We start from the raw sequence: 22,224 nt of genomic DNA, 5'->3' as shown, positions 1-22,224 counted from the left end.
ACGCTGCCGTGTACTTGTGGTGCAACCCGGGATCGAGCGCCCGCCATTATTATCGATTGCCCGCCATTATTATCGATTGCCCGCCATTATTATCGATCGCCCGCCACTATTATCGATCGCCCGCCACTATTATCGATCGCCCGCCACTATTATCGATCGTCCGCCACTATTATCGATCGTCCGCCACAGAATTCGATCGCGGTGCAACGCCAATCAAGCCAACAACTTATTAATAATGATAATCGCGATTGGGTGGGAGAGTCAGCCACAGGCTGACTCTCCCACCCTTACCCCCTTTTTTGATTATCATTATTATTCACTTAGATTTCTATACAAAGAGGTATTGACAAAATATACTCCCTTCTAACTTGTTACGAATGATGGCGACTACGGAGTTGCTGAAACACTGGCTGGCGATGACATCCTCAATGGTGGTGCAGGCGATGACTTCCTGGATGCTGGTGCAGGAGTCGATCGCATCATCGGTGGCGCTGGCATTGACCTGCTGTTTGGCGGCGAAGATGCGGAAACTCAAACCGCCCGCGACACGCTAACCGGCGGGGCTGACACCGACTACTTCCAGTTGTTATTCACCGATTTTGTGCCCGAACCCATCGATCCCGGTGAGCCAGTTATTACTCCTCCTGCTGGTGACTACATCGTTGACTTCGTGAAAGGCACTGACTACTTCTTACTGGAGGGGATTACCTTTGAGCAGCTATCGTTCCAGAACATCTCGCTGACAGTTAACGGGGTTGCTACTCCGAGCACTCGGATCTACGTCACGCCTGAAGCCGGAATTCCGATTTCTCAAGCGGAAACGCTAGCTGTGGTTCAAGGAGTGCGTCAATTTAACGCCTCGCATTTCGTTGAGGAACCACTCATTTAATTAACGGGACTTCAACAAATTTTAAGCCCAAACCAAGCGCAAACTGGCTTGAGACGCGGTAAATAAGTTCATTTTTTCTAGCCACCACCGCACAAATCTATATTCTGTCCCTTGACAGTTTTTATCTCCTGATGTCTCTTTAAAGGCACCAGGACTTTAGTATTTGACCAGGAATCCGCAGATTCTTTTTCTTCATGCCAATTTCCCTGCCCAGTTTGGCCTTGTCGGTAGCCGCGCTCGCCAAAGATTAGCCTAAGCTAGTGAACTCTGTTTCAGAATTTTTCTAGCCAGTTAAGATCGCCAATCGCGAGTAAAAATCGAATTCGATCGCCCGAGGCGACACAACAAATTGATCCGATAAATTCTCGAATCTTGTGACAACTCTAATCAGAATGTTGTTGAATTAAGTAAATCCACGTGATTATAAGTCGGGTAAATGTTAAATTAAGGAAAGCCTTCGTAGAGTAGCCCTTAATTTTTGATTTATGAATTTGCCTAATTTGATCACTTTTTCTCGCTTGCTGGGAGTACCTTTTCTGCTCTACGGTTTGTACGACCCAAGCGCGCAAAGCCGCTGGATTTGCACTGCAATTTTTGTGGTAGCTGCGGCTACTGATTGGCTGGACGGCTATTTGGCTAGGAAGCTGAATCAAATTACCGATTTGGGCAAGTTTCTCGATCCTTTGGTGGATAAATTGTTGGTTCTCGCGCCGCTTTTAGTGTTGATTGAGTTGGGTCGAGTTCCGGCTTGGGGGGTGTTTTTGATTTTGGGCAGGGAGTTGACAATTGCGGGGTGGCGTGTTAATAAAACTACGATTTCGGGTGCTAATATTTGGGGGAAGTTGAAGACGGTGAGTCAGATTGTGGCGATCGCGCTTTTAATTGCTCCTCTGTCTGAAGCGTGGAATTTTCCCGCAGTAATTGCTTTTTGGGTTTCTGTGGCTCTAACTTTGATTTCTGGCGCTATTTATCTGTGGCCGGAACAGGAAATAAAAGAAAAGTAAGGGAGTTTTATATATTATGAAACACGCGCTTTCCCCGAGTCCGGCAGGGGTTTAAACCCCCGGCGGACTTGTGGAAAAGCGAGGATTTATCAAGATTACTTCCCCTTAATAATGACTCCCAGATTTCCGGTAGTGCACCGCTGTCACCCCATCATTTTGCAGCAAATGACCGTTTTCAATCGCTGCATAAACTACCCAGTGATCGCCGCATTCCATCCGACTTATTACCTCGCATTCCAGATAAGCTAAAGCATCAGTCAAAACCGGACAGCCGTTGCTAGCTTCCATTGTTTCGACTCCGGCAAATCTGTCTTCTCCGGGAGCAAAGTTTTTCATGAAATACTTCCGCAACTGTCGCCCTTCGGCTAAGATATTCAGCACAAATTTATCTCCGGCGTACATCAAAGCTTCGATCGATCGATCTTTCGCCACCGCAATCGTCACACCGGGGGGATTAAACGTTGCTTGCGACACCCACGAAGCCAGCATCGCACTGCTAACATCCCCCCGCTTCGCCGAGAGTACACACAGCGAACCAACCAATCTCCCTACTGCTTGTTCAGTGCGATCGCTCCCTGCTGCTAACTGCGGTTTCGGTGCCCGCAATTTTTGCGATCGAATCAAAGCTTGAGCAAAATCCGTTCCCGCTTCTTTGCACTCGTGAATTGTGGCCGCCGTCGGCTTAAATTTAGCTCGAATCGGCTCAAATCCAATTCGATACCCAGCATCTTTCAGCTTATTTTCCACTAAGTCGATCGCCTCTCCACTCCAGCCAAAAGAACCGAAAACCCCCGCTAATTTGCTCTTAGTTGCGGTAGATAAAACAATCCCCAAAGCAGTTTGAATTTGCGTCGGAGCGTGTCCTGCTAGCGTGGGAGTTCCGATGATAAATCCCGCGCATTTTTCGATCGCCTCTTGAATTTCTCCCGGTTCGGCAAATTCGCAGTTAATACTTTCCACCGCAACGCCGGCTTTCGTAATTCCTTTGGCGATCGCCTGCGCTAAAGTAGCCGTATTTCCGTAAGCAGAAGCATAAATCAAAGCAACTGTCAAGTCTTTTGAATTTTGTTGCTGGCTCCATTCCCGATACAAATTGCTCAGTTCATTAAGGCCGTAACGGACGATCGGGCCGTGACCGGGAGCATAAAATGCTGCTGGTAAATCGGCGAATTTATCCATTGCCGTCAGCACTTGTTTTGCCTGAGATGCGTGCAGAGAATCGTAATAATAGCGCCGATCTTCGCTGTAAACGCTCCAGCCTTCATCGAATACTTGGTCGCCGCAAACGTGAGCTCCAAATAGTTTGTCCGTGAACACGATTCGAGTGTGCGGATCGTAGGTGCAAAGTTGGTCAGGCCAGCGGGGAGTCGGAGTCGCAATGAATTTTAAGGCGTGACCTTTTCCTAAGTTGAGAGTTTCTTCTCCCCGAACGATCATAATGTTTAATTCTTGGTCTGGAAAAGCGGCTCGCAAACTAATTGCGGCGGGATTCGTGCAAACCAAAGCTACTTCAGGAGCTAATTCTAACAGAGCTTTAATCGTAGTTGCTCTGTTAGCATTGAAATGTCCCAAAATTATGTAATCCAGCTTTGTCAAGTCCACCCGTTGCTGCAAAAATTCCAGGTAATTTTGAGTAAAAGATTCCCCCGGCGGGTCGAACAAAGCAGTTTTGTCAGCTTGAATAATATAGCTATTTGCTGTCGTACCCTTTTGCAGCGAATACTCGACTTCAAATTTGAGTCTGTCCCAAGTGCGCGATCGCACAATAAAAGTATCGAGTGCGATCGGGATAAACTGCACGTCGCGGGGTTTGGCATCCGATGCGAGTCTAGGAGTCAAAGTGTTAGTCATGTATTGCACCTATGAGAAACTGAACTACAGAACTTCTTTTGATTTCGTGCCAAAACTTGGTATCTACAATGTCAAACCTTGCACCTCGGGCCTGTAAATTGGTATCCAGGTCAATCAGAAATTCCCTGGTTGTCAAATCATCCCCAATTTGGATAAAGCTCACTCCAATTTCTTCATCTTTATCTATGGTATTGGCCGCACTTACAAGAATTTCGGCAACAGCAGCAGTATTTTCTGGTTTTTGATCTAGGACTGCAACAATTATTGCTCCGTTCTTCCCTTTGGCATTTGGTTTGCTTGCGAAATAATCACTAAAAGTTGCTTTCAGAGCTTCTTCCAAATTAATTGCAGTCGGGTTTTCTGAATCCGGTTCCGTATTTTGTCGCTGCAAAATTTGAGCTAACCGGGCAACATTTGAATTTTTATACTTCCACATAGGAGTAGAAGCTTCGTAAAGGGTGATGCCGTCGCTGTCAAATTCCTGACATTTTTTTGCTAAGTCGATCAGAGATGCCTGTGCTTCTACCCAATCCTCGTACCAAGGATGGTGAGGGTCTCTGCTGGCATCGCTTCTGGCAATAATAATTGTGTAATCTCGGTCTTCTAAAAGATTGGCAGGCATTGGCAATTCCCCTATTAAAATGGAGTCTAAATGACAACGGTTTGCCCGGTTTGCTGCTTGTGGCGCACCCAACACCCTGAACCTGGTAAGGTGCGCCACAAGCACCCAAAGTTGAGAGTTTTTGGCTAGCCAGTTGTGTCCTGGACTGTAATTGTAGGGTGCGTCAGTAGATAGTCGATGATGAAGTCGAATAAAACATCGGCTGACGCACCTTACTAATATGTTGGGGGTGTGTTGACTCAGACAGTCGATCAATATATCGTTGGATTTCCCTCTTGCTTCTGACAACTGACAACAGTCAACTGACAACCCTCAACTGAATTCCTAATAATGATTTCCGACTTTTCGGTGGTGAACTGCAGGCAGTGCATCGGGATTGGAGACGCGGCCACTATCGACGATCGCATATACGATATGATGATCCGAAAGTTCCATCCGGCTGACTACTTCGCATTCCATGTACGCCAAAGCATCTGTCAAAATCGGAGAACCGTTGGTTGCTGGTTGAGTTTTAACTCCGGCAAATCGATCTGCACCAGGAGCAAAACGCTTTAAAAAGTGCCTCATCAAAGTTTGATAATTGCCTTCTTCGAGCACGTTGAGAACAAATTTATCTCCCGCGTGCATCATCGATTCGATAGCCCGATCCTTCGCAACTGCTATTGTTAAACCTAGCGGTTTAAAGCTAGCTTGAGTTACCCAAGAAGCCAGCATCGCACCGCTAACATCGCCTTTTTGGGCGGTGATGATGTACAGTCCGCCGCTGATTCGTCCCAAAGCTTTATCAAGGTCGCTGTCAAGGGATTTCATCTGTTTGACAGCCTTGTCCCGCGTTAGCCACTGTCCCAAGTCGGTGCCTGCTTCGTCGCAAAGTTGATAACTAGCTTCTGTCGGTGATTCTTTAATTAAAATGTTGGGAAATGCTTCTTTTAAACCCAACTCTTTGAACTTGTTTCGCAGCGGGTAAATCGATGCGTCATCGCCACCGCCGGATTCGCACAAACCGAAAGATTGTTTGTTGTTAGCCGCAACTAAAATTGTGTTGATAGCAGCTTCGGCATTCGCAGCAGCAGTACCACTACTCGGCGGCGAACAAATCACGATACCGGCGGCGGTACCGACAAGTTCGCGGACTTCTTGCAAGTCGGCGATTCTCAAATCCATCATTTCTACAGCGACACCGGTTTTGGTGATACCGTGGGCGATCGCTTGGCTGAGTCGATCGCTAAATCCGTAATCGGAAGTGTAAAATACCGCTACAGTGGTTTCTGCCTTAGCTTGCGCTTGGCTCCACTTTTTGTAGCGCCCGGTGAGTTCAACTACGTTGTGTCGCAGCAAGGGGCCGTGACCGGTCGCAACTGTACTGATTTCTCCCAACTCTGCCATCCGCTTCATCGCACTGAGTACCGATCGAGCATTGGGAGCCATCAAACACTCATAATAAAAGTGGTAATCTTCCTCAACTGCTGCTAAATCGTCATCGAAGGTGCTGTCGGAACAGTAGTGCATCCCGAAAGCATCGCAGGTGAACAGCACTTGAGTTTTGCTGTCGTAGCTGAAAATAGTATCGGGCCAGTGCAAGTTCGGCGCCGATACAAATTCGATAATGTGGCCGTTTCCTAAATCTAGTTTGTCCCCGTTTTTGACTACCAATCGCTCAAATGGTTGGTGTACAAGGTTTTCTAAAAATTGAATTGCTACTTTTGCCCCCACGACAATGGCTTGGGGTGCCAACGCCAGCACGTCTTTGACTAAACCGCTGTGGTCTGGTTCGGTGTGGCTGATAATTAAATAGTCAATCTCTTTGGGGTCAATTTCGCCCGTCAGAGTTTCCATGTATTGCTGGCGAAACTTCTCGTGCGAGGTATCGACGAGGGCTGTTTTTTCACCGCGAATGATGAATGAGTTGTAAGTTGTACCGTTTTTGAGTCCGAATTCGATGTCAAAGCGGTCTCTATCCCAGTCCAGGCATCGAATTGCCGTTGTATCAGAGGCAATTTCGACTTTTTCCACCGTCAATCTGCGTTGGACTCGTTCAGTCAGCGCTACCATCAGTGCCTCCTTGTCTGTTACCCATTACCTTATTGTCTTCATTCTGACACGTTTTTTTTGTAAATCTTTATAAATTTTCTTATGAGGCTGTTAAGTATCCCAAAAGTTATGGCATAAGGCAGTTCGGCAACGCGCACTGAATCGGGATTTAACGGATTTAAGGAAGAAGGAAAATTCAATAAAATCAATTTTGGATCTATAAACAGTTGACAATAAACTTATCTCTGTGGTAATAAAAATGAGTTCCATCGGTTGGGCGATCGCCACTTTAGAAGAATATCACTCAAATGCGATTCTCGATCGCGCGGCGATTTGGATTAGGGACAATAACTCGGCATTTAAGTCAACCTTATCAAACGTCAAATGCGATCGCGTTCTCTTATTCCAGATTTCTTTAAAAAGTCGGGGATTTGGGGATAATGATAGAAGAAAAAAATTTCCAATCCGTAATCAAAAATCTACTTATTGATGTAAAGCTATGTCTGAAACTTCCTTTGATAAAACTAATTTTGGTGGGCAATTAGGACACGGGCAACAGGGATTGCAGGAGTGGTGGGAACTAGAAACTGCCCCAAATATACCGACTGTGAAATTGCCATCTTGGTTTGATTCCCCATCTTGGGCAGGGGTGTTTCATTCTCTTGTAGGGGCAGCCCCCCGTGGCTGCCCCCATGTCTAAAACGCCTGTGAAATCGTCTGTGGGGGGGTAGGCTCGTGGGGGTAGGCACGGGGGCACTACCCCTACAGAGTCAAAATTGCGATTTTCGTGAGAATGAAACCGCCCTGATTGTTGTCGGCTCTGAACCACCAAACAAGCTGGAATCCTGTAACCCGATACCACCTCTGTTGAGACCACCACCAATAGTAGCGTTGGTGATATCGTTGTTCTCAATATCGGTATGGCCACCTGGCAACCGAATCCCATCTTGCCTGACATTGCTAACTTTGTTATTGTCGATCGTACTAGCCAAACGAAAGTCAGTAATTGAATAATCACCGACAATGCTCGCTGCACTTAACCTAGCGAAGATTTTACCCGCGTACCTCACTTTTTTGAAAAAAGCTGTAGTGAGGAGCCAGACTGATAAAAAGCATTTAACTACGTGCCGGACATATTAGTAGAGCAAGGATTGCTCGCCCTACTAATAGCCTTAGATGAGAGTGATACTTGTTGCCGCTGTACTGCCGAAACTGTAGCCCGCAGTGGGGTTAGCAAGACCTAAGCGCACAATCCCATTATTGGTACTAAATGGGTTGTCTTGAAGAGCAAAGGTTTGGCTGAGTTGGCCGTCGGCGAAGGACAACGTGCCACCAGTGGCGCCGCCCGGGTTAAGCAGGTAGTCGGTACCATATACAGGTGCAGGGCCGGCGCCTGGAGTCCCCGCCAGAATAATATAATCAATCGATGCTGCACCTAAGCCGCTTGAGCGGGTAACTGTAACCGTTGTGCCGCCCCCCTGAGCGCCGATCGAGCCGTAATTAGACGCACTATACTGGAAGACATTGCCAGATGCACTGCTGCTACCGTCAATAATGTCTAGTCTTGCTGTTGACGGAGTGCCGACGGGACCGTTGTTGAGATATAGGTTAACACTCTCAGTCATTTCAGGCACAGTATCAGCATTGACAAAGATGTTGAACGTCGTGGAAGTTACCCCAGGGCCAAAGGTGAGTACACCAGCAGTAGACGCATAATCAGCCGCAGTTCCTCCAGTTGATAGGGCGCTGCCGTCAAGAGTACTGTAGCTAATGGTTCCGGCAGCCGTAGTGGGGCCGATGCGATTGACTGTCACCGTAGCAAAGCCAGATGATTCCGGAGTGGTGAAAGTAGCCGCACTAAAAACAAACTGGCTTGCTGTTGATGTTGCTGGAGTGGGCGTCGGAGTTACCGTTGTCCCAGTTGGCGGCACATCATTAATCGTCAAAATTGACGGACCACTGCCGACATTGCCACCGAAGAGCACCAAATTCACCGTTTCCGGCGATGATTCCACATTCAAATCAGTCAAAGCCGTCACGGTGAAACTAGCGGTAGTTTGCCCCGCAGCAAAATTCAACACCCCTGTCGCCGGAGTGTAATCGCCGGCAGTGCCTGCTGAACTTGCCGAACCGTCAAGAGTCTGGTAGTTAATCGATCCAGCCGCCGTGCCACCGGTGCGAGTAACGTTAATCGTCGCCACGCCGCCTTCAGCCACCGTGTAATTTGGTTGCTGGAACTGGAAGATACTTGGAGAGGTCGGAGTTGGGGTCGGAGTTACCGTTGTCCCAGTTGGCGGCACATCACTAATCGTCAAAATTGACGGACTACTGCCGACATTGCCACCGAAGAGCACCAAATTCACCGTTTCCGGCGATGATTCCACATTCAAATCAGTCAAAGCCGTCACGGTGAAACTAGCGGTTGTTTGCCCCGCAGCAAAATTCAACACCCCTGTCGCGCTAGTGTAATCCGCTGCTGTGCCTGCTGAACTTGCCGAACCGTCAAGAGTAGAGTAGTTAATCGATGCAGCATCCGTGCCACCAGTACGAGTAACGTTAATCGTCGCCACCCCACCTTCAGCCACCGTGTAATTTGGTTGCTGGAACTGGAAGATACTTGGAGTTGTCGCCGTCGGCGTCGGAGTTGTCCCCGGAGTTGGCGGCACATCACTAATCGTCAAAATTGACGGACTACTGCCGACATTGCCACCGAAGAGCACCAAATTCACCGTTTCCGGCGATTCCACATTCAAATCAGTCAAAGCCGGCAGGGTGAAACTAGCGGTTGTTTGCCCCGCAGCAAAATTCAACACCCCCGCCGCCGAAGTGTAATCTGCTGCTGTGCCTGCTGAACTTGCCGAACCGTCAAGAGTAGTGTAGCTAATCGATGCAGCCGCCGTGCCACCGGTGCGAGTAACGTTAATCGTAGCCACGCCGCCTTCAGCCACCGTGTAATTTGGTTGGGCGAACTGGAAGAGACTTGGAGATGTCGGCGTCGGCGTCGGAGTTGGCGTCGGCGTCGGCGTTGGCGTCACATCAAAGCCTTGATATTGAATACTCCGCACTAGGTAGTCGGAACTATCGGTTTTAGTGGAGGCAGCGAGGTAGGCAGCGGTGGGGTTCGCGTAGGCTGTGGCGGAGAACCGCAGTTCGTCAAAAGTAATGCCGGTGAGAGAGTCTCCTACTATCTGGAATGTGAAATTGCCATCGGTACGATCGCCAGTGAAAGTAACTCCATCTGAAGACACACCGAGCGGTTTTGGAGTGCCAGGAGCGCTGAGGCGAGTGATCGTAAAATTGCTGGCCGATACCCGCGCCCCATCCTTAAAGAGTTGCAGCGAACCAACTTCATCGCCTTGATCGTCGGCTGTAGTAGAACTTGATTTGGGAAATAATCCACTGAGGCCGATCGTGGCGCTAGTGATGTCTTTGTTATCTGCCCATTTCACCTTCAGCGTCTGAGATAGATTGGTGTTGGGGTCATAGTTGATTTCCGCCCGACTTTTAGTGGGGTCGGTAAACCAACCACTATAAGAGCCTAGGACACCAATACCAGCCGGAGCGCCGTAGCTCAACCCGCTTTTAGGGGTTTCGTTCGTTGCTAACGTGAGGTTGGCGATGGGTTCAGGGCTAGTGTAGTTCGTTTCAAAGCCATCAAAAGCTATCCCAGACAGTTGGATGCCTTGATTCTTGGCGGCAGTAGGCCATTGTGTAATTAGGTCACTGATGCTGCTGTAATTAGTGGTTGTACCCAAAGAACCAGTGAATGAAGTAGCCATAGCTTCTCCTTTGATGATGAGTAATTAAGGATTAGAAGTCACTGAAAACCAGAGGTTGGGCTTTCTTGTAGCGATCTGTTACTGCAAGAAACATTTCCTCATACGTGTAGGTAAATCAAGTAAAAATGCTTGCCCAATAAGCATCTGAAGGTATTATTGCCCCTGATCGAAGGTTGAGTGTAAATAATTACACCTACTTACACATATTTACTTAGGTATGTTTAACTTTCATCATCAATAAGTTTTATCCGGAAAAATTGCGATCTTTTTTTCAGACCTATAAAAAGCGGGTTTTCCACATCTGTAGAGGAGAGCTGAAATCCCACATTCCGGCCCCCCAAGAGGCAGCGTTCACTGCTTCAGCGGACAAAAGTGCATCAGGAGAGACAATCATGAGTAAAAATACTTAGATTTTTATATGTCTAAGCATCACCCAGTTGGGAATTTGTGAAAATTGAGGTTCGGGTGTAAGTTAAATGTGATTCCCTTAAAAATGCGTTAGCGAAGCTGGCCGTAGGCATCGCTAAAAAACCAAGTTTATTGGTGATCCGTAATGTGATTTACGATCGCCCTCAAGATGTCAAATGGGTTCTCTACTACTGCCAGAGTGACAAAACACGGTTAATCTGACTAAAGCAGGAATTATGCACTTATCCTCCTCTGATTTGTCAGGGGCAACTCTACAATAAACTCAGTTCCTTCGCCAACCTGACTGATGCAACTCAGCTTGCCGCCGTGAGCTTGAACAATTACCTGATAGCACACTGAAAGTCCTAAACCCGTACCTTTACCCACAGGTTTAGTAGTAAAAAATGGGTCAAAAATCTTGTCTTGAATTTCAACAGGAATGCCAGTTCCCGTGTCGCGGACAGAGATTGTTACCCAGTCCGGCTCGCTTTGCCAACTGCGGATGGTTAATTGCCCCGGTTTGCTCGTTGACTGGAGCGCATCTAAAGCATTGTCAATCAAGTTATAAAATACTTGGTTAATTTGACTGGCATGACATTGGACGGGCGGCAAACTGCCGTATTGCTTGTCTATTTTGATATGGGTTTTTAGCTTATTTTGCAGCATCAAGAAACTGCTTTCTAAACCTTCATTCAAATCTACTGGTTTTAATTCAGCGTGGTCTAAACGAGAAAAATTTCGCAGCGTCATCACGATCGAGCGAATCCTCCCGCTGCCTTCTCGCATTGAATTGAGCAGTTTACCAAAGTCTTCTCGAATGTAATCGAGTTCTAGTTCTTCATTGATTCTGATAATTGCTTCCGTTGCTTCTGGGCAGGCATTTCCGGCCTGTTCTAGAGCTTCGTTCAAGGCTTTAAAATATTCTTGAGCATGAAACAAGTTAGCGTGGATGAAATTGTTGGCGTTGTTAATTTCGTGAGCAATTCCCGCTACCATTTGACCCAAACCTGACATTTTTTCGCTTTGAATCAATTGCTGCTGTGCCGATCGCAATTCTTCTAATGCAGCCTGCAACTGCTGGGTTTGAGCTTGAGATTTTACCGCAGCATCTTGGACTTGGCTGTAAAGTTCTGCTTGCTGAATGGCGATCGCCATTTGGTTGGCTATCTGGGAGAGCAACTCCATTTCTTGCCGCTGCCAATTGCGGGTATCCCGGCACTCGTGAGCAATCAGCAAACCCCACAGCCTACCGGGAAATTTAGGATTATAGCTTCCGGCTGTGTCGGGGGTATTTTCTTCAGTTCTGGATGTAACAATTGGCACGATCAGATTAGCTTTAACCTGCAAACTATTTAAGAAATCGACATGACAAGGCTCTAAACCAGCATTAAAAATATCATTAATTGCTTTGACTCGCCCTTGCTGGTAAAGATCGGCGTAATCTCCCCGGAAACACTTATCAGCCCCCATATCTCCTAAAATTGAAGGCCAAGGAACCGTCATGTTTTCAACAACAACTTTTCCTTGCCAGTTGTCTTGAAACTGATAGATAATTACTCGATCGCACTGCAACATTTGGCGGACTTCCCTCACCGCTGTTTCCAGGATAGTTTCCAGATCCAGGGTACTGCGAATTTGGTTGCCGATCAGCCTTAGCAGCGATTCTCGTTCGGCTTGGCGCCTGGTTTTGCTATAGAGTTTGGCTTGATTGATCGCGATCGCCAATTGCGATCCTACCCCTTCTAAAAGCTGCCTTTCCCAATCAGTCCATTCCCGTTCGCGATCGCACTGATGCAAGCCAATTATGCCATTCACTTCACCTTGATAGCGAGTAGCTACTGCCAGCATTGACTTAATCTCCAAAGCTTCGGCAATTTTTCGGGTTTGTGGGTTCAATCCCGGAAAATCGAGAAACTTCGTCACTGCTAGGGAATCTTGTTGAGACACGACTGCAGCCAAATGCGGGTTGTCAGTCATCGGTACTTTCATTCCCAGTTGGATCGGATAGTCCCCCGCGTTGTACTCTCCGCGCGTAACTAAAGTTTTTTCTGTATTTGATTCTTTGACTAAAATGCTCACGCGACTGCACTGTAATGCTTGTCCCAGCAATCTGCAGGCCGATGTCAAAATTTCTTCTATGTCAAGTGTACTGCGAATTTCGTTATTAATTTGGTTCAGCAAGTTTGATAACTGAACTTGCTGCTGCATCTGCACGATTAGGGCTTTTTGTTGGTCTACTTCCGGCAGCGAAAGACTTTCTTCCTGCCTCCAGTTTTCCGATTCAGGCAACCGCGAAGTTACTCTTTGCCAGGGGTTTTCGTGTTCTTGTATTTTTAAAGACATATTTACTCAGGAGTTGTACAGTATTTTGATTGAGTCTGGTTTTTTAAACCTATGTTTACCCCGCCAACAGCCCCATCGCAGCTACCAGGACTTTTGGAATATCTTAAGACATTATAAAGGATGCCGCCTGAGCAAAGCAATTATTTGCTTTACAAATATTTATATTTAGCAAGTATGCCCTCTGCAGCCGACAATACTAATTGGCGCGTGGCATGGAACTTGGTCAGATGTCAAATAGAGTTAACCGCCCGTTTAAGCGAATAAAATTAATCTAAAATCTATCTTTAGTTCAATGTTTGCGCCGGATCGATCAATATGGAAAATTCAATTCCCGACAATTTCCGTTCGCCAGCAAGCACCGACAACATTACTTCTGGATTGACAGGTAAAGCCCAGATTAAAATAGCTTTGGCGATCGGCAATTCCCGGCTGCACTGGGGATTATTTGTGGGCAAAACCCTGGAGAAAACATGGGATACACAGCATCTAAATACTGATGCTGTTTCCCGACTCTCGGAGGAGGAAAAAGCAGAATATTTGGTGCAAATAGTAATGAGGTCGATCGAGGAAATATCTTCTCAAACTCTCCTTTGTCTTCCTGCTACTACCGCTTTTTCTAATCCTCGCACACTTTCTTTAGTGCGGCTGCCTCTAATATTGGCTTCAGTAGTTACCCAGCAAACAGCAATTTGGCAGAGTTATCCTGATGTCCGAATTATTACTTTAGACCAGTTGCCGATCGGGGGACTCTATCCTACCCTGGGAATTGACAGAGCTTTGGCTGTACTGGGCGCTGGCAACCAATTGGGTTGGCCAGTTTTACTTATAGATGCTGGTACAGCTTTAACATTTACTGGGGCTGATGTCAATAGGTATTTAGTTGGGGGCGCAATCTTACCAGGTTTGGGTTTGCAGTTATCGTCGCTATCTAAAAAAACTGCTGCATTACCTTTGATCAGTTTACCACAAAATCTGCCATACCGCTGGGCGAAAGACACTGCTGGGGCAATTCAAAGCGGAGTTGTGTATGCGACGGTGGCAGGAGTTAGGGATTTTATTGAAGATTGGCGGTGTTTGTTTCCTGATAGCAAAATTGCGGTCACGGGGGGCGATCGAACTTTGCTATTGCAATATCTCGCCTCAGCTTTTCCCGATACGGCTTCCGTACTAATTGACGCACCCGAAGCCATTTTTTGGGGAATTAGGCTGTTAACTGTTGACTGTTAACTGTTACCAATGCTCAATGCCCAATGCCCAATGCCCAATGCCCAATGCCCAATTCACTTAGCAAATTCCCGAATATACTTAGCAACAACATCCGGGACTTCCTGCGGCAAATTGCTTTCCCCCGGACTAACCGATTGCAGTTCGACATTAGGAGCCAGAGCAGCATAGGATTGACACAGAGACGAAGCTGCGGGAGTATCTTCAGAACCGTGCAACAGCAAAACAGGCGCTTTCAGCAAAGGCAAATTCTCATCAACTAACTCCGCTGTAATTTCAGCCCGCCGCCGCCCGAACAGCAACTGCACGGCAACTGGGGACTCCATCAACTGCTGTCTGAACTTTAGCAATCCGTCAATCTTTTTTTGGCTACCCAGCAACTTAGCAATTGGATAGATCGATCGCAGCAACCACAAAGCCAGCGGTGGTTGACCGATCAGCCAGTTAGCCGTCTGCCACCGCCCCCGCCGGTTGCCAACCTTGACGCCTTCTGGGGCCAACAACACCAAACCCTGAACTCGATCGGGATATTTGATAGCGTAGCTGGTGGCCACCCAACCACCCACAGAGTGAGCGATTAAATAAACCTGTCGCAACTTCAAAGTATCGAGGTATTGGGCGAGACATTCTACTTCCAAGTCGATCGAATAATGAAGATTTGGGTGTTCCGAGTCGCCAAACCCCAGCAAATCCGGTGCGAAGCAGTGGTAGTAGGGGCTCAAATGTTCGATCGTCCTCAGCCACTGACTGCTGTCGTGCCAAGAACCGTGCAAAAATACTAAATTCGGGCCTTGACCGACTTCGTGCCAAAAGATTTGCCCTACAGAGAGTTTGAGCCGAGAATTGCGTAGCGGTGAGTACATCCGGTTAAATATTTAGTAATAAAAAGATGATTAATTTAATGTTCAGAGTTTGTGAATAAAAGTAGGAAAACATTGAAATACTCACCGGCAGTCAGGGCGCGGTGATTCTTGACGCTTCATCGGGTTCTGCTACCGAAATAGTCTGACAATCCCTCAGCACTCCATTTAGAGTCGTGGCGATTCCCCATCCCGACTTGAGCTATATTTCTAGCCGCATTTTCATCTCTATCCTGCTCGGTACCACAATTCAAACAGAGCACTGAGCGAATAGATAAATCGATTTTACCCCACTTGAAACCACAGTCCGAACAGACCTGGCTGGTGGGTTCCCATCGACTAATCACCTTGAACTCTCTGCCCAACTTTTCAGACTTAGCTTCGCACAAAGTCCTGAATTCTCTCCAACCTTGCAAGCTGATTACTCTAGCCACTTTGCGGTTCTTAACCATGCCCGACACATTTAAATCTTCCAAAACAATCACTTGGTTTTCGTTGACTATTTTGGTGGATAATTTGTGTATAAAATCTTTACGAACATCAGAAATACGGTTATGAAGCTTGGCGAGCTTGATTCTAGTTATATTCCTTCTTTTGGAGTCATGAGGTTGGCGAGCTAACTTGCGTTGCAGTTTGCGAACTTTCCGGTCCAGTTTTTTATAACTTGGACTTTCGGCTTTTGCGCCATTACTCATTACCGCAAAGGTTTTAATCCCTAAGTCGATACCAATACTTGGATGCAAAGCCTCGGATTGAAATGGTTCGACCTCTACAACAAAGCTTAAGAAATAGCGATTAGCGCAATCCTTGATTACCGTGACCGAGCTAGGTGCTGACGGCAACTCCCTAGACCATATTGGCTTGACAATTCCAATTTTTGCTAAGTAAACGCCACCGTTTTTCTTCAGGGAAAATCCACGAAGAGTAAATCTTGCCGATTGACGGCTTGTCTTTTTTTTAAACCTAGGATACCGTACTTTTTGCCCTTTTCTTTTCCCTTTGTAGGAATCAAAGAAATTCTTAAAAGCCGTTTCTAAATCGGTTACAGACTGTTGCAAGGGAACGCATGACACCTCTTCCAGCCAAGTCCTTTCCTCAGTCTGTTTTGCCCCAGTTATTACTATTTTCTGAAGTTCTGTCGATTTCGGCTTTTTTTCGGATTGTTTGCAAAGTGCAAGAGCATCATTCCAGACAACGCGAACGCAACCGAATAACTGAGCCAAGCTCTGTTTCTGTTGGTCGGTCGGATAGATTCTGTACTTGTACCTTGCTTTCATTGTTTACTATTGCTTGATTGCTTTATTGTACCATGTATTATCAATACAATTAACTGAAAATGAAGAGAATCAAAGCCGTCCTATAAGGAAGGGGCTTCAGCCCTCCGCTACGCTCCGCCCAGTTCTTTGGTGAAAATTAATTCCACATTCATAACAGACAATTTTTGACCGCGAGGTAATTTCCGACTTTTCTGAAATTTCGATGCCCCGCCGATTTACGCCAAAGTTGTCAGGCCTTGAAAATAGTCCTGTAAGTGTTGGTCGTTATCGTGGCTGAGTGCCCCCTCCGGCAGGGATGCGGGCAAAAAAGCCTCAACCTCGCTGACTTCAAGCGTATCCTGAACTTGCATATTGCCCTGCACCTCTGCTGCCACCACGATACAAATCGAGTGCAGGCGAGGGTCTCGATCGGCCGCCGAATAAACACCCACCAAGCGACGGATTTTGACTAAATCGAGTCCTGTTTCCTCCGCTAATTCCCGGCGCACAGTTGTGGGAATATCCTCTCCCCAATCCACCATACCTCCCGGCAGTGCCCAGCGACCGTTGTCGCGGCGGCGAATTAACACAATTCGCCCGTCAGGCAATACGGGAATCACCGCAGTACCAGTGACGGGATGTCGAAAAATCAGTCCCAGCACAGTTTGTACAATTTGCCACAATCGACGCATAAACTCAAAAGCTTGTTTAGGGGAAAGTAATTTCAGGTTTCTTAGCTGGCAACTCAAAAGTCTTAATTTTTAATTTTTCATTCAGGCGAGAGGTCTGGCAAGTCTGCTAATATCTCGGCTGCGTGAGTTTCTGGTTTGACTTTCCGATAAACCTTTTCAATCCTACCATCAGGGTCGATCGCGAAGGTCGATCGAGTAATTCCCATAAATTCTTTTCCCATAAATTTTTTGAGTCCGTAACAGCCGTAGGCGGTAGCAACTTCGGCGTTTGAGTCGCACAGCAAGGGAAAAGGCAGTTGATATTTAGCTGCAAACTTGGCGTGGGGCCCCGCCCCGTCTGTACTGACGCCGAGGACTGCTATATTGCGCGACTGGTAGTCTGAGTAAATGTCGCGAAAGCCGCAAGCTTCTTTGGTACAGCCAGGGGTATTGTCCCTAGGGTAAAAATAAAGTACAACTCGCCCCCCTCGAAAATCTGCAAGGCTGACGACATTGCCTTGCGCGTCGGGCAGGCTGAAGACAGGAGCTACGTCACCGGGATTTATAGTCATTTGTCGTATTTGTCAAGAGTTTATAGAAATCTTCTGGAAGATTGACAACATTGCGTCCCGATCAAACCCAGATTCCCAGCGACTTGAATCCCCGTGTTCTTTTTTCTGGGTCTTGTACCGGGTGTGCTATGATCGTCATCGGTCTAAAATTGAGTATAACTAGCCAACGTAAAAACTTAACTGGATTAGTTGAGTGCGTAGTCACACCTAACGGTGTTGCGGTTTAGGAAAGCTAAATTTGAAGAAAACCTAACTACATAAAGAGAACTGATCGAGTACGGTAGGGCATACCGGAATTAACGCTTGGGGAGAAGACACCTATATTTTGGCTGGAGAAATCCTGTCGCCAGTAAGTGACTTCGCTGAACCAAGAATCTCAGTCACCAAGAGTGCACAGAGTGTCAAACTTAAGAATCCCTGGGCGTGAAAGCCCGGGGACTGTCAATGTTTATTAGTGAGGTCAGAATGGCTAAGCGCCGCAATCTCAAGAAAGAGAAGGCACAACGAAATCAAGCATACGCTCGCAAGTTTCGCAAGCGGAGAAATCAAGATATGTTCTCCAACAAGAGAAGACGATTTGACGGCGGTAACGGCGGTGGCATGGGCGCCATGAGCGGTGGCGGCAGAGACAAAGACATGGCTGCTGCTGAAGATTAATTGAGTCAGGCTATCTGCCGAACTTAGAACCAGAGTGGAAAACACGATCGTTCTAAGGAGAGATAGCCAGCCGGAATTTGTCGAATAATTCAACGATGTTTAGGCGATCCGATCGCGCGCAGCGATAAGTGATTTTCTCACTTGTTCAAACCCGGTACCCCCGTAACTATTGCGAGCCGCCACCACTTGCTGAGGTGCGATCGCGCTGTAAATGTCTGTCTCAAAAGCTGGGTGCAAGTCTTTCCACTCCTCAAGTGTCAAATCTTTGAGGAGTTTGCCCCCCGAAAGGCAAGTTTTGACGACTTTGCCGACAAGGTTGTAAGCTTCCCGGAAGGGAACGCCTTTGGCGGCCAAGTAGTCGGCTACGTCTGTAGCATTAGAAAAGTCTTCTGTAACGGCAGCGGCGAGGCGATCGCCATTAAAGGCGATGCCTTCCCGCAGCAAAATGGTCATTGCTTCCAAGCAACCTTGTACCGTTTTGACGGTATCAAACAAAGCCTCTTTATCTTCTTGCAAATCTTTGTTGTAGGCCAAAGGAAGTCCCTTCACTACTACCAACAAGGCTTGCAAGTTACCGAACACCCGCCCCGCTTTGCCTCGCACCAACTCCGGCACGTCGGGATTTTTTTTCTGGGGCATGATGCTAGAACCAGTAGCGCAGCTATCTTTGAGCGTAATAAATCCAAATTCGTGAGAAGACCACAAAATCATTTCTTCTGACAAGCGGCTCAGGTGTACCAGAATCAAGCTGGCGGCAGCGAGAAATTCGATCGCAAAATCTCGATCACTCACTCCATCTAAGCTGTTAGCATAAACCTTGTCAAAATGCAATAGTTCTGCCGTATAATGTCGGTCAATTGGGAAAGTCGTCCCCGCCAACGCGCCACAACCCAAAGGCGAAACATTCACCCGCTTACAGATATCGCCGAGGCGTTCCCAATCGCGATCGGTCATTTCAAAATAAGCTAACAAGTAATGAGCCAAACTGATCGGCTGAGCGCGCTGCAAATGAGTGTAACCGGGAATTAAAGTTTCCACGTTACGATCGGCAATATCGAGCAAAACCCCTTGAAATTCCCGTAATTGCTCGCGAATTTCTGCGATGCGATCGCGCAAATACAAGCGAGTATCAGTGCCGGCTTGATCGTTGCGCGATCGGGCCGTGTGCAACTTTTTCCCAGCATCTCCCACAATATCCGTCAGCCGCTTCTCTACAGCGAAGTGAACGTCTTCTGCATCAACTCCCGGAACAAAAAGTCCTTGGCGATATTCGCGGCGTATCTGTTCCAAACCATTGACTAACTGTTCCCCTTCTGCTGCGGAAATAATCCCCGTTTTTGCCAGCATTTTAGCGTGAGCGACAGAACCCGTCAAGTCATACTCAATCAATTCAATATCGAAGCCAATACTAGCATTGAATCGGGCGATCGCCGGGTGCAACGCCGATTCAAATCTTTGACTCCAAGTTTTTTGTTGTGTTGTCATTGCTCAAGCTAAAACTAGATTATATCTCTCTTGCAGAAGTCTATAAAAACCGGTTTTTAGCAAAGACTTTAGTCCTTCTTCCGGTTTGTAGTCAGGACTTTAGTCCTCCATTCCCAATTCGGCAATAAAAAACTCAAGTTCTGACTACAAAGTTTTTATACATCTTTTGACCAGAAAAAACTGAAGTCTGGACTACAAAATTGTGAAACTTTTGCTGCATCATAAAAAAGTTAAGTTTTGGCTAAAAACCTTTTAAATCCGTTCCCGATACCTTCTGCGACAATAACTCTAACGAAAAATCCCTTTCAAGAACCACCCAACAAAAATACCTATAAAAAAAGCTCCTATTTGACCTGTCGAAACAAAATTGTTCCAAGCTTTCTGGAAATTCGTAAAAATTTCGTAACTTTGGCCCAAAAGCACCGTCGAACTCAAATGAGATTTCAAAACTACCATGTGAGCAGCATCGTGCCAATTAATCGAGTTGATTAATCCAGCAGTAATTTCCGGCATTAAATTAACTATCATGGTGATTTTCTCCTGCTAAAGGTGTTACCCTGAGTACAACCAGTGTCATGTCATCTTCGTTACGATTGCCGATGCCGATAAACTGGTGCACGCGATCGAACAAATAATCCAAAATTTCTTCAGACTGCTGATAATTTTGACAGGCCCACTGAAAAGCCGAGGTCAAGTTATCCTCATCAAACCGATCGCCCCTTTGATTAGAAGCATCGGTAAATCCGTCTGTGTAATAAATAATAGTATCTCCTGGCTGCAATTGAATGTGGGCTTCTTGGTAAAGCGAATCAGCATCCAGCCCAATTAACATTCCCTCCAAAGTATCAAGCTGAAGAATCGAATTAGTGGCAGCTTGCCACAGCAAAGGCGGGTGGTGAGCAGCATTGCTGTAAGACAAAACGCGAGTTTTCGGGTCATACTCCGAATAAAACAGAGTCACAAAACGGTGGGAATTTTCCAAATCCGCGTGCATAACCCGGTTTAAATGTTGCAAAATTCTCGACGGCGAGTGGCGGTTCAAAACCTCCGCCCGCAGCATACCCCGTGTCATCGTCATCAACAGGCCAGCCGGCACTCCCTTGCCCATCACGTCGCCGATCACAATGCTCCAGCGGCCCTTGTCGATTTTGGACTTGAGATTTTTAATCAGGGATGGGGGGTTTTCCCCCTCATTCTCCTTGCCGATCGGGTCATAGTCAGCGGGAATAAAATCATAATAATCTCCGCCGACTCTGCTAGCAGTTTGGCAGCGGGCGGCCACGTCAAGGCCGGGAATTTTCGGACAACTACGGGGTTGCAGCCGCAATTGAATTTCCGCCCCGATTTCTAACTCTCTGTCTAAGCGGTCTTTTTCCGCCAACTTAACAGTAAGTTCGTCTTTGCAAATAGCCACAGCGGTTTGATCCGCCACCAACCGAACTAATTTCTGTCTGCTGGGAGTCCAGAGATATTGTGGGTCACTGCTAAAAACATACAGCCGTCCGCGTTCCAAATTGTTGACTAAAATTGGCGCCCCAAACAAATGAACATCCGGGCCCAAATAACGACCGACTTGCAGGTCTAGACTAGAAGTTTGCCCAGAGGTTTCCGAAAAAGATCCAGCAGTAGCGCCCACACCTGCTGTAGCTTGCCTGGTGGCTATTTCCAGCGCTTTTCGCATATCTTGGCACTGCCGTCCTTCCTGACAATGCAACTGCTGGAACCTGACTTGACCGTTGGGTTTGAACAGCACTAAAGCTCCCCCGTCGGCGTCCGTAACGCGAGTCGCCACCAAAGGCACCAACTCCAAAAATTGGTTGAGATTGTTAAAACTTCGCAGGGCAAATCCCAGCGAGCCCAACATATCTTGAACGTTGTGCTGATATCGGTGCAAACGCGCCACCAGTTCTTTGAGGGCAAATACTGGCGTCGCGTCGGTGGAATTGCGACCCGAAGGGCGGTCAGCAGGTTGAGGTGAGGGGCGAGGCAAAGGCACAGCAGTCATTGTAAATGTGTGATTTTCGATCTTAGACGGAGTAATGATTGAGGACTTACGGGCCACTTGAACAGAAACCCGTTTTTTTTTCGAGCAAGTAGTTTGGTTTGATCGAGTAAGTTGGGCACTAGGACATGAGTATAAACTTAAGTCTAAAATTCTTAAGAAATCTGGTTTATAGCTGAGTCTAGATACCCCTAAATCCACGCCGCTTGCTTTATTTGGGGGGCCCCAAGACCGCAGCGGCTTCCCTTAAGCAGGGGGACTTTAACCATTTGCTGTCGCCCTTCTTAAGGGGAGGGCCAGGCAGGGCTGTTTCGGGGCAACCACGGGGGGATTGCCCCTACGGAAAACCAAGGTTTTGTAGGGCGGTGCCCCTGTGCCCGCCCAGCCCATAAACGAGTCGGGGTTTCAGATATCGGGGCAGCCACGGGGGGCAGCCACTACAAGAGAATGAAACAGCCCTGGAGGGCCAGGGGTATCGGGAAGATTGTGCAATCAGACAGCAGACTGATACTAAATTTGAGCTTAATTTGACACGCTACTGGCACTTTGAATCCAAACCAGCAAGAACAG

The 22,224-nt window shown here is 47.2% G+C and carries 19 protein-coding genes and 1 pseudogene; 8 read left to right on the top strand and 12 right to left on the bottom strand.

Going from position 1 to position 22,224, the window contains the following annotated elements; translation table 11 throughout:
* The 4 genes and pseudogenes from QUA90_RS11920 to pgsA all read left to right on the top strand — a co-directional run.
* The coding region (locus QUA90_RS11920; protein ID WP_333445639.1) for a hypothetical protein at positions 1-233 on the top strand (233 nt) is incomplete at its 5' end.
* Between the two features lie 173 nt (positions 234-406).
* Positions 407-496, top strand: a pseudogene (locus QUA90_RS30430) (hypothetical protein); the annotation flags it as partial.
* 105 nt (positions 497-601) lie between these two features.
* Positions 602-889, top strand: coding sequence for a hypothetical protein (locus QUA90_RS11910; protein ID WP_333445635.1), 288 nt, complete (start codon positions 602-604; stop codon positions 887-889).
* Between the two features lie 485 nt (positions 890-1,374).
* The gene (gene pgsA / locus QUA90_RS11905; RefSeq protein WP_333445634.1) at positions 1,375-1,893 is read left to right on the top strand and encodes a CDP-diacylglycerol--glycerol-3-phosphate 3-phosphatidyltransferase; all 519 of its coding nucleotides are present in this window, start codon (positions 1,375-1,377) and stop codon (positions 1,891-1,893) included.
* A gap of 105 nt (positions 1,894-1,998) precedes the next feature.
* On the opposite strand, the gene QUA90_RS11900 is transcribed toward pgsA, so the two are convergent.
* The 3 genes from QUA90_RS11900 to QUA90_RS11890 all read right to left on the bottom strand — a co-directional run bounded on the left by QUA90_RS11900 (position 1,999) and on the right by QUA90_RS11890 (position 6,418).
* Positions 1,999-3,744: a diflavin flavoprotein gene (locus tag QUA90_RS11900; protein ID WP_333445632.1), complete on the bottom strand. Its 1,746-nt coding sequence runs from the start codon at positions 3,742-3,744 to the stop codon at positions 1,999-2,001.
* A complete protein-coding gene (locus QUA90_RS11895; protein ID WP_333445630.1) occupies positions 3,737-4,366 on the bottom strand; it encodes a hypothetical protein in 630 nt (209 codons plus the stop codon). The genes QUA90_RS11900 and QUA90_RS11895 overlap by 8 nt, the downstream gene beginning before the upstream one ends.
* A gap of 324 nt (positions 4,367-4,690) precedes the next feature.
* Entirely contained in the window at positions 4,691-6,418 is a 1,728-nt protein-coding gene (locus tag QUA90_RS11890; RefSeq protein WP_333445627.1) for a diflavin flavoprotein, read from the bottom strand.
* A gap of 238 nt (positions 6,419-6,656) precedes the next feature.
* Between QUA90_RS11890 and QUA90_RS11885 the strand changes: the two genes are divergently transcribed.
* Both QUA90_RS11885 and QUA90_RS11880 read left to right on the top strand, forming a co-directional pair.
* Positions 6,657-6,887 carry a hypothetical protein gene (locus QUA90_RS11885; RefSeq protein WP_333322151.1) on the top strand — a complete coding sequence of 77 codons (231 nt, stop codon included), beginning with the start codon at positions 6,657-6,659 and terminating at the stop codon, positions 6,885-6,887.
* Positions 6,888-6,896: 9 nt separating this feature from the next.
* The gene (locus tag QUA90_RS11880) at positions 6,897-7,097 is read left to right on the top strand and encodes a hypothetical protein (protein WP_333384098.1); all 201 of its coding nucleotides are present in this window, start codon (positions 6,897-6,899) and stop codon (positions 7,095-7,097) included.
* Between the two features lie 472 nt (positions 7,098-7,569).
* Here QUA90_RS11880 and QUA90_RS11875 read toward each other — a convergent pair whose 3' ends face one another.
* On the bottom strand, positions 7,570-10,176 hold the full coding sequence (locus QUA90_RS11875) for a Calx-beta domain-containing protein (protein WP_333445625.1): 2,607 nt from the start codon (positions 10,174-10,176) through the stop codon (positions 7,570-7,572).
* 642 nt (positions 10,177-10,818) lie between these two features.
* On the bottom strand, positions 10,819-12,927 hold the full coding sequence (locus QUA90_RS11870) for a GAF domain-containing protein (protein WP_333389946.1): 2,109 nt from the start codon (positions 12,925-12,927) through the stop codon (positions 10,819-10,821).
* Positions 12,928-13,242: 315 nt separating this feature from the next.
* Here QUA90_RS11870 and QUA90_RS11865 point away from each other — a divergent pair, with 315 nt between their 5' ends.
* On the top strand, positions 13,243-14,154 hold the full coding sequence (locus QUA90_RS11865; protein WP_333445623.1) for a pantothenate kinase: 912 nt from the start codon (positions 13,243-13,245) through the stop codon (positions 14,152-14,154).
* 53 nt (positions 14,155-14,207) lie between these two features.
* Here the strand turns inward: QUA90_RS11865 and QUA90_RS11860 are convergent, their stop codons facing one another.
* The 4 genes from QUA90_RS11860 to bcp form a co-directional block, all read right to left on the bottom strand.
* The gene (locus tag QUA90_RS11860) at positions 14,208-15,014 is read right to left on the bottom strand and encodes an alpha/beta hydrolase (protein ID WP_333445621.1); all 807 of its coding nucleotides are present in this window, start codon (positions 15,012-15,014) and stop codon (positions 14,208-14,210) included.
* Between the two features lie 116 nt (positions 15,015-15,130).
* Positions 15,131-16,288 (bottom strand): RNA-guided endonuclease TnpB family protein, encoded by a 1,158-nt coding sequence (locus tag QUA90_RS11855; RefSeq protein ID WP_333445619.1) that lies wholly within the window; start codon positions 16,286-16,288, stop codon positions 15,131-15,133.
* A 215-nt stretch (positions 16,289-16,503) separates the two neighbouring features.
* On the bottom strand, positions 16,504-16,959 hold the full coding sequence (locus QUA90_RS11850; protein ID WP_333094826.1) for an NUDIX hydrolase: 456 nt from the start codon (positions 16,957-16,959) through the stop codon (positions 16,504-16,506).
* Positions 16,960-17,036: 77 nt separating this feature from the next.
* Positions 17,037-17,510 carry a thioredoxin-dependent thiol peroxidase gene (gene bcp / locus QUA90_RS11845; protein WP_333445617.1) on the bottom strand — a complete coding sequence of 158 codons (474 nt, stop codon included), beginning with the start codon at positions 17,508-17,510 and terminating at the stop codon, positions 17,037-17,039.
* A 465-nt stretch (positions 17,511-17,975) separates the two neighbouring features.
* Between bcp and QUA90_RS11840 the strand changes: the two genes are divergently transcribed.
* Complete coding sequence (locus QUA90_RS11840; protein ID WP_190738786.1) at positions 17,976-18,167, top strand: hypothetical protein; 192 nt, start codon at positions 17,976-17,978, stop codon at positions 18,165-18,167.
* Positions 18,168-18,266: 99 nt separating this feature from the next.
* Here the strand turns inward: QUA90_RS11840 and argH are convergent, their stop codons facing one another.
* The 3 genes from argH to QUA90_RS11825 form a co-directional block, all read right to left on the bottom strand.
* On the bottom strand, positions 18,267-19,652 hold the full coding sequence (argH, locus tag QUA90_RS11835) for an argininosuccinate lyase (RefSeq protein ID WP_333445615.1): 1,386 nt from the start codon (positions 19,650-19,652) through the stop codon (positions 18,267-18,269).
* A gap of 288 nt (positions 19,653-19,940) precedes the next feature.
* Positions 19,941-20,180, bottom strand: a complete 240-nt coding sequence (locus QUA90_RS11830) for a hypothetical protein (protein WP_333082718.1) — start codon at positions 20,178-20,180, stop codon at positions 19,941-19,943.
* The gene (locus QUA90_RS11825) at positions 20,170-21,657 is read right to left on the bottom strand and encodes a PP2C family protein-serine/threonine phosphatase (RefSeq protein ID WP_333445613.1); all 1,488 of its coding nucleotides are present in this window, start codon (positions 21,655-21,657) and stop codon (positions 20,170-20,172) included. The genes QUA90_RS11830 and QUA90_RS11825 overlap by 11 nt, the downstream gene beginning before the upstream one ends.
* Between the last annotated feature and the right edge of the window lie 567 nt (positions 21,658-22,224).

The organism is Microcoleus sp. D3_18_C4 (genome assembly GCF_036702355.1).
Taxonomy (GTDB): Bacteria; Cyanobacteriota; Cyanobacteriia; order Cyanobacteriales; family Microcoleaceae; genus Microcoleus.
Note: the sequence above shows the minus strand (reverse complement) of the source record. Positions and strands in the feature narration are given on the sequence as shown.

What these genes read in the sequence shown, in the direction of transcription:
- pgsA (WP_333445634.1), top strand. Translation starts at nt 1,375, where the DNA reads ATGAATTTGCCTAATTTGATCACTTTTTCTCGCTTGCTGGGAGTACCT.
- QUA90_RS11900 (WP_333445632.1), bottom strand. Translation starts at nt 3,744, where the DNA reads ATGACTAACACTTTGACTCCTAGACTCGCATCGGATGCCAAACCCCGC.
- QUA90_RS11895 (WP_333445630.1), bottom strand. Translation starts at nt 4,366, where the DNA reads ATGCCTGCCAATCTTTTAGAAGACCGAGATTACACAATTATTATTGCC.
- QUA90_RS11890 (WP_333445627.1), bottom strand. Translation starts at nt 6,418, where the DNA reads ATGGTAGCGCTGACTGAACGAGTCCAACGCAGATTGACGGTGGAAAAA.
- QUA90_RS11885 (WP_333322151.1), top strand. Translation starts at nt 6,657, where the DNA reads ATGAGTTCCATCGGTTGGGCGATCGCCACTTTAGAAGAATATCACTCA.
- QUA90_RS11880 (WP_333384098.1), top strand. Translation starts at nt 6,897, where the DNA reads ATGTCTGAAACTTCCTTTGATAAAACTAATTTTGGTGGGCAATTAGGA.
- QUA90_RS11875 (WP_333445625.1), bottom strand. Translation starts at nt 10,176, where the DNA reads ATGGCTACTTCATTCACTGGTTCTTTGGGTACAACCACTAATTACAGC.
- QUA90_RS11870 (WP_333389946.1), bottom strand. Translation starts at nt 12,927, where the DNA reads ATGTCTTTAAAAATACAAGAACACGAAAACCCCTGGCAAAGAGTAACT.
- QUA90_RS11865 (WP_333445623.1), top strand. Translation starts at nt 13,243, where the DNA reads ATGGAAAATTCAATTCCCGACAATTTCCGTTCGCCAGCAAGCACCGAC.
- QUA90_RS11860 (WP_333445621.1), bottom strand. Translation starts at nt 15,014, where the DNA reads ATGTACTCACCGCTACGCAATTCTCGGCTCAAACTCTCTGTAGGGCAA.
- QUA90_RS11855 (WP_333445619.1), bottom strand. Translation starts at nt 16,288, where the DNA reads ATGAAAGCAAGGTACAAGTACAGAATCTATCCGACCGACCAACAGAAA.
- QUA90_RS11850 (WP_333094826.1), bottom strand. Translation starts at nt 16,959, where the DNA reads ATGCGTCGATTGTGGCAAATTGTACAAACTGTGCTGGGACTGATTTTT.
- bcp (WP_333445617.1), bottom strand. Translation starts at nt 17,510, where the DNA reads ATGACTATAAATCCCGGTGACGTAGCTCCTGTCTTCAGCCTGCCCGAC.
- QUA90_RS11840 (WP_190738786.1), top strand. Translation starts at nt 17,976, where the DNA reads ATGGCTAAGCGCCGCAATCTCAAGAAAGAGAAGGCACAACGAAATCAA.
- argH (WP_333445615.1), bottom strand. Translation starts at nt 19,652, where the DNA reads ATGACAACACAACAAAAAACTTGGAGTCAAAGATTTGAATCGGCGTTG.
- QUA90_RS11830 (WP_333082718.1), bottom strand. Translation starts at nt 20,180, where the DNA reads ATGATAGTTAATTTAATGCCGGAAATTACTGCTGGATTAATCAACTCG.
- QUA90_RS11825 (WP_333445613.1), bottom strand. Translation starts at nt 21,657, where the DNA reads ATGACTGCTGTGCCTTTGCCTCGCCCCTCACCTCAACCTGCTGACCGC.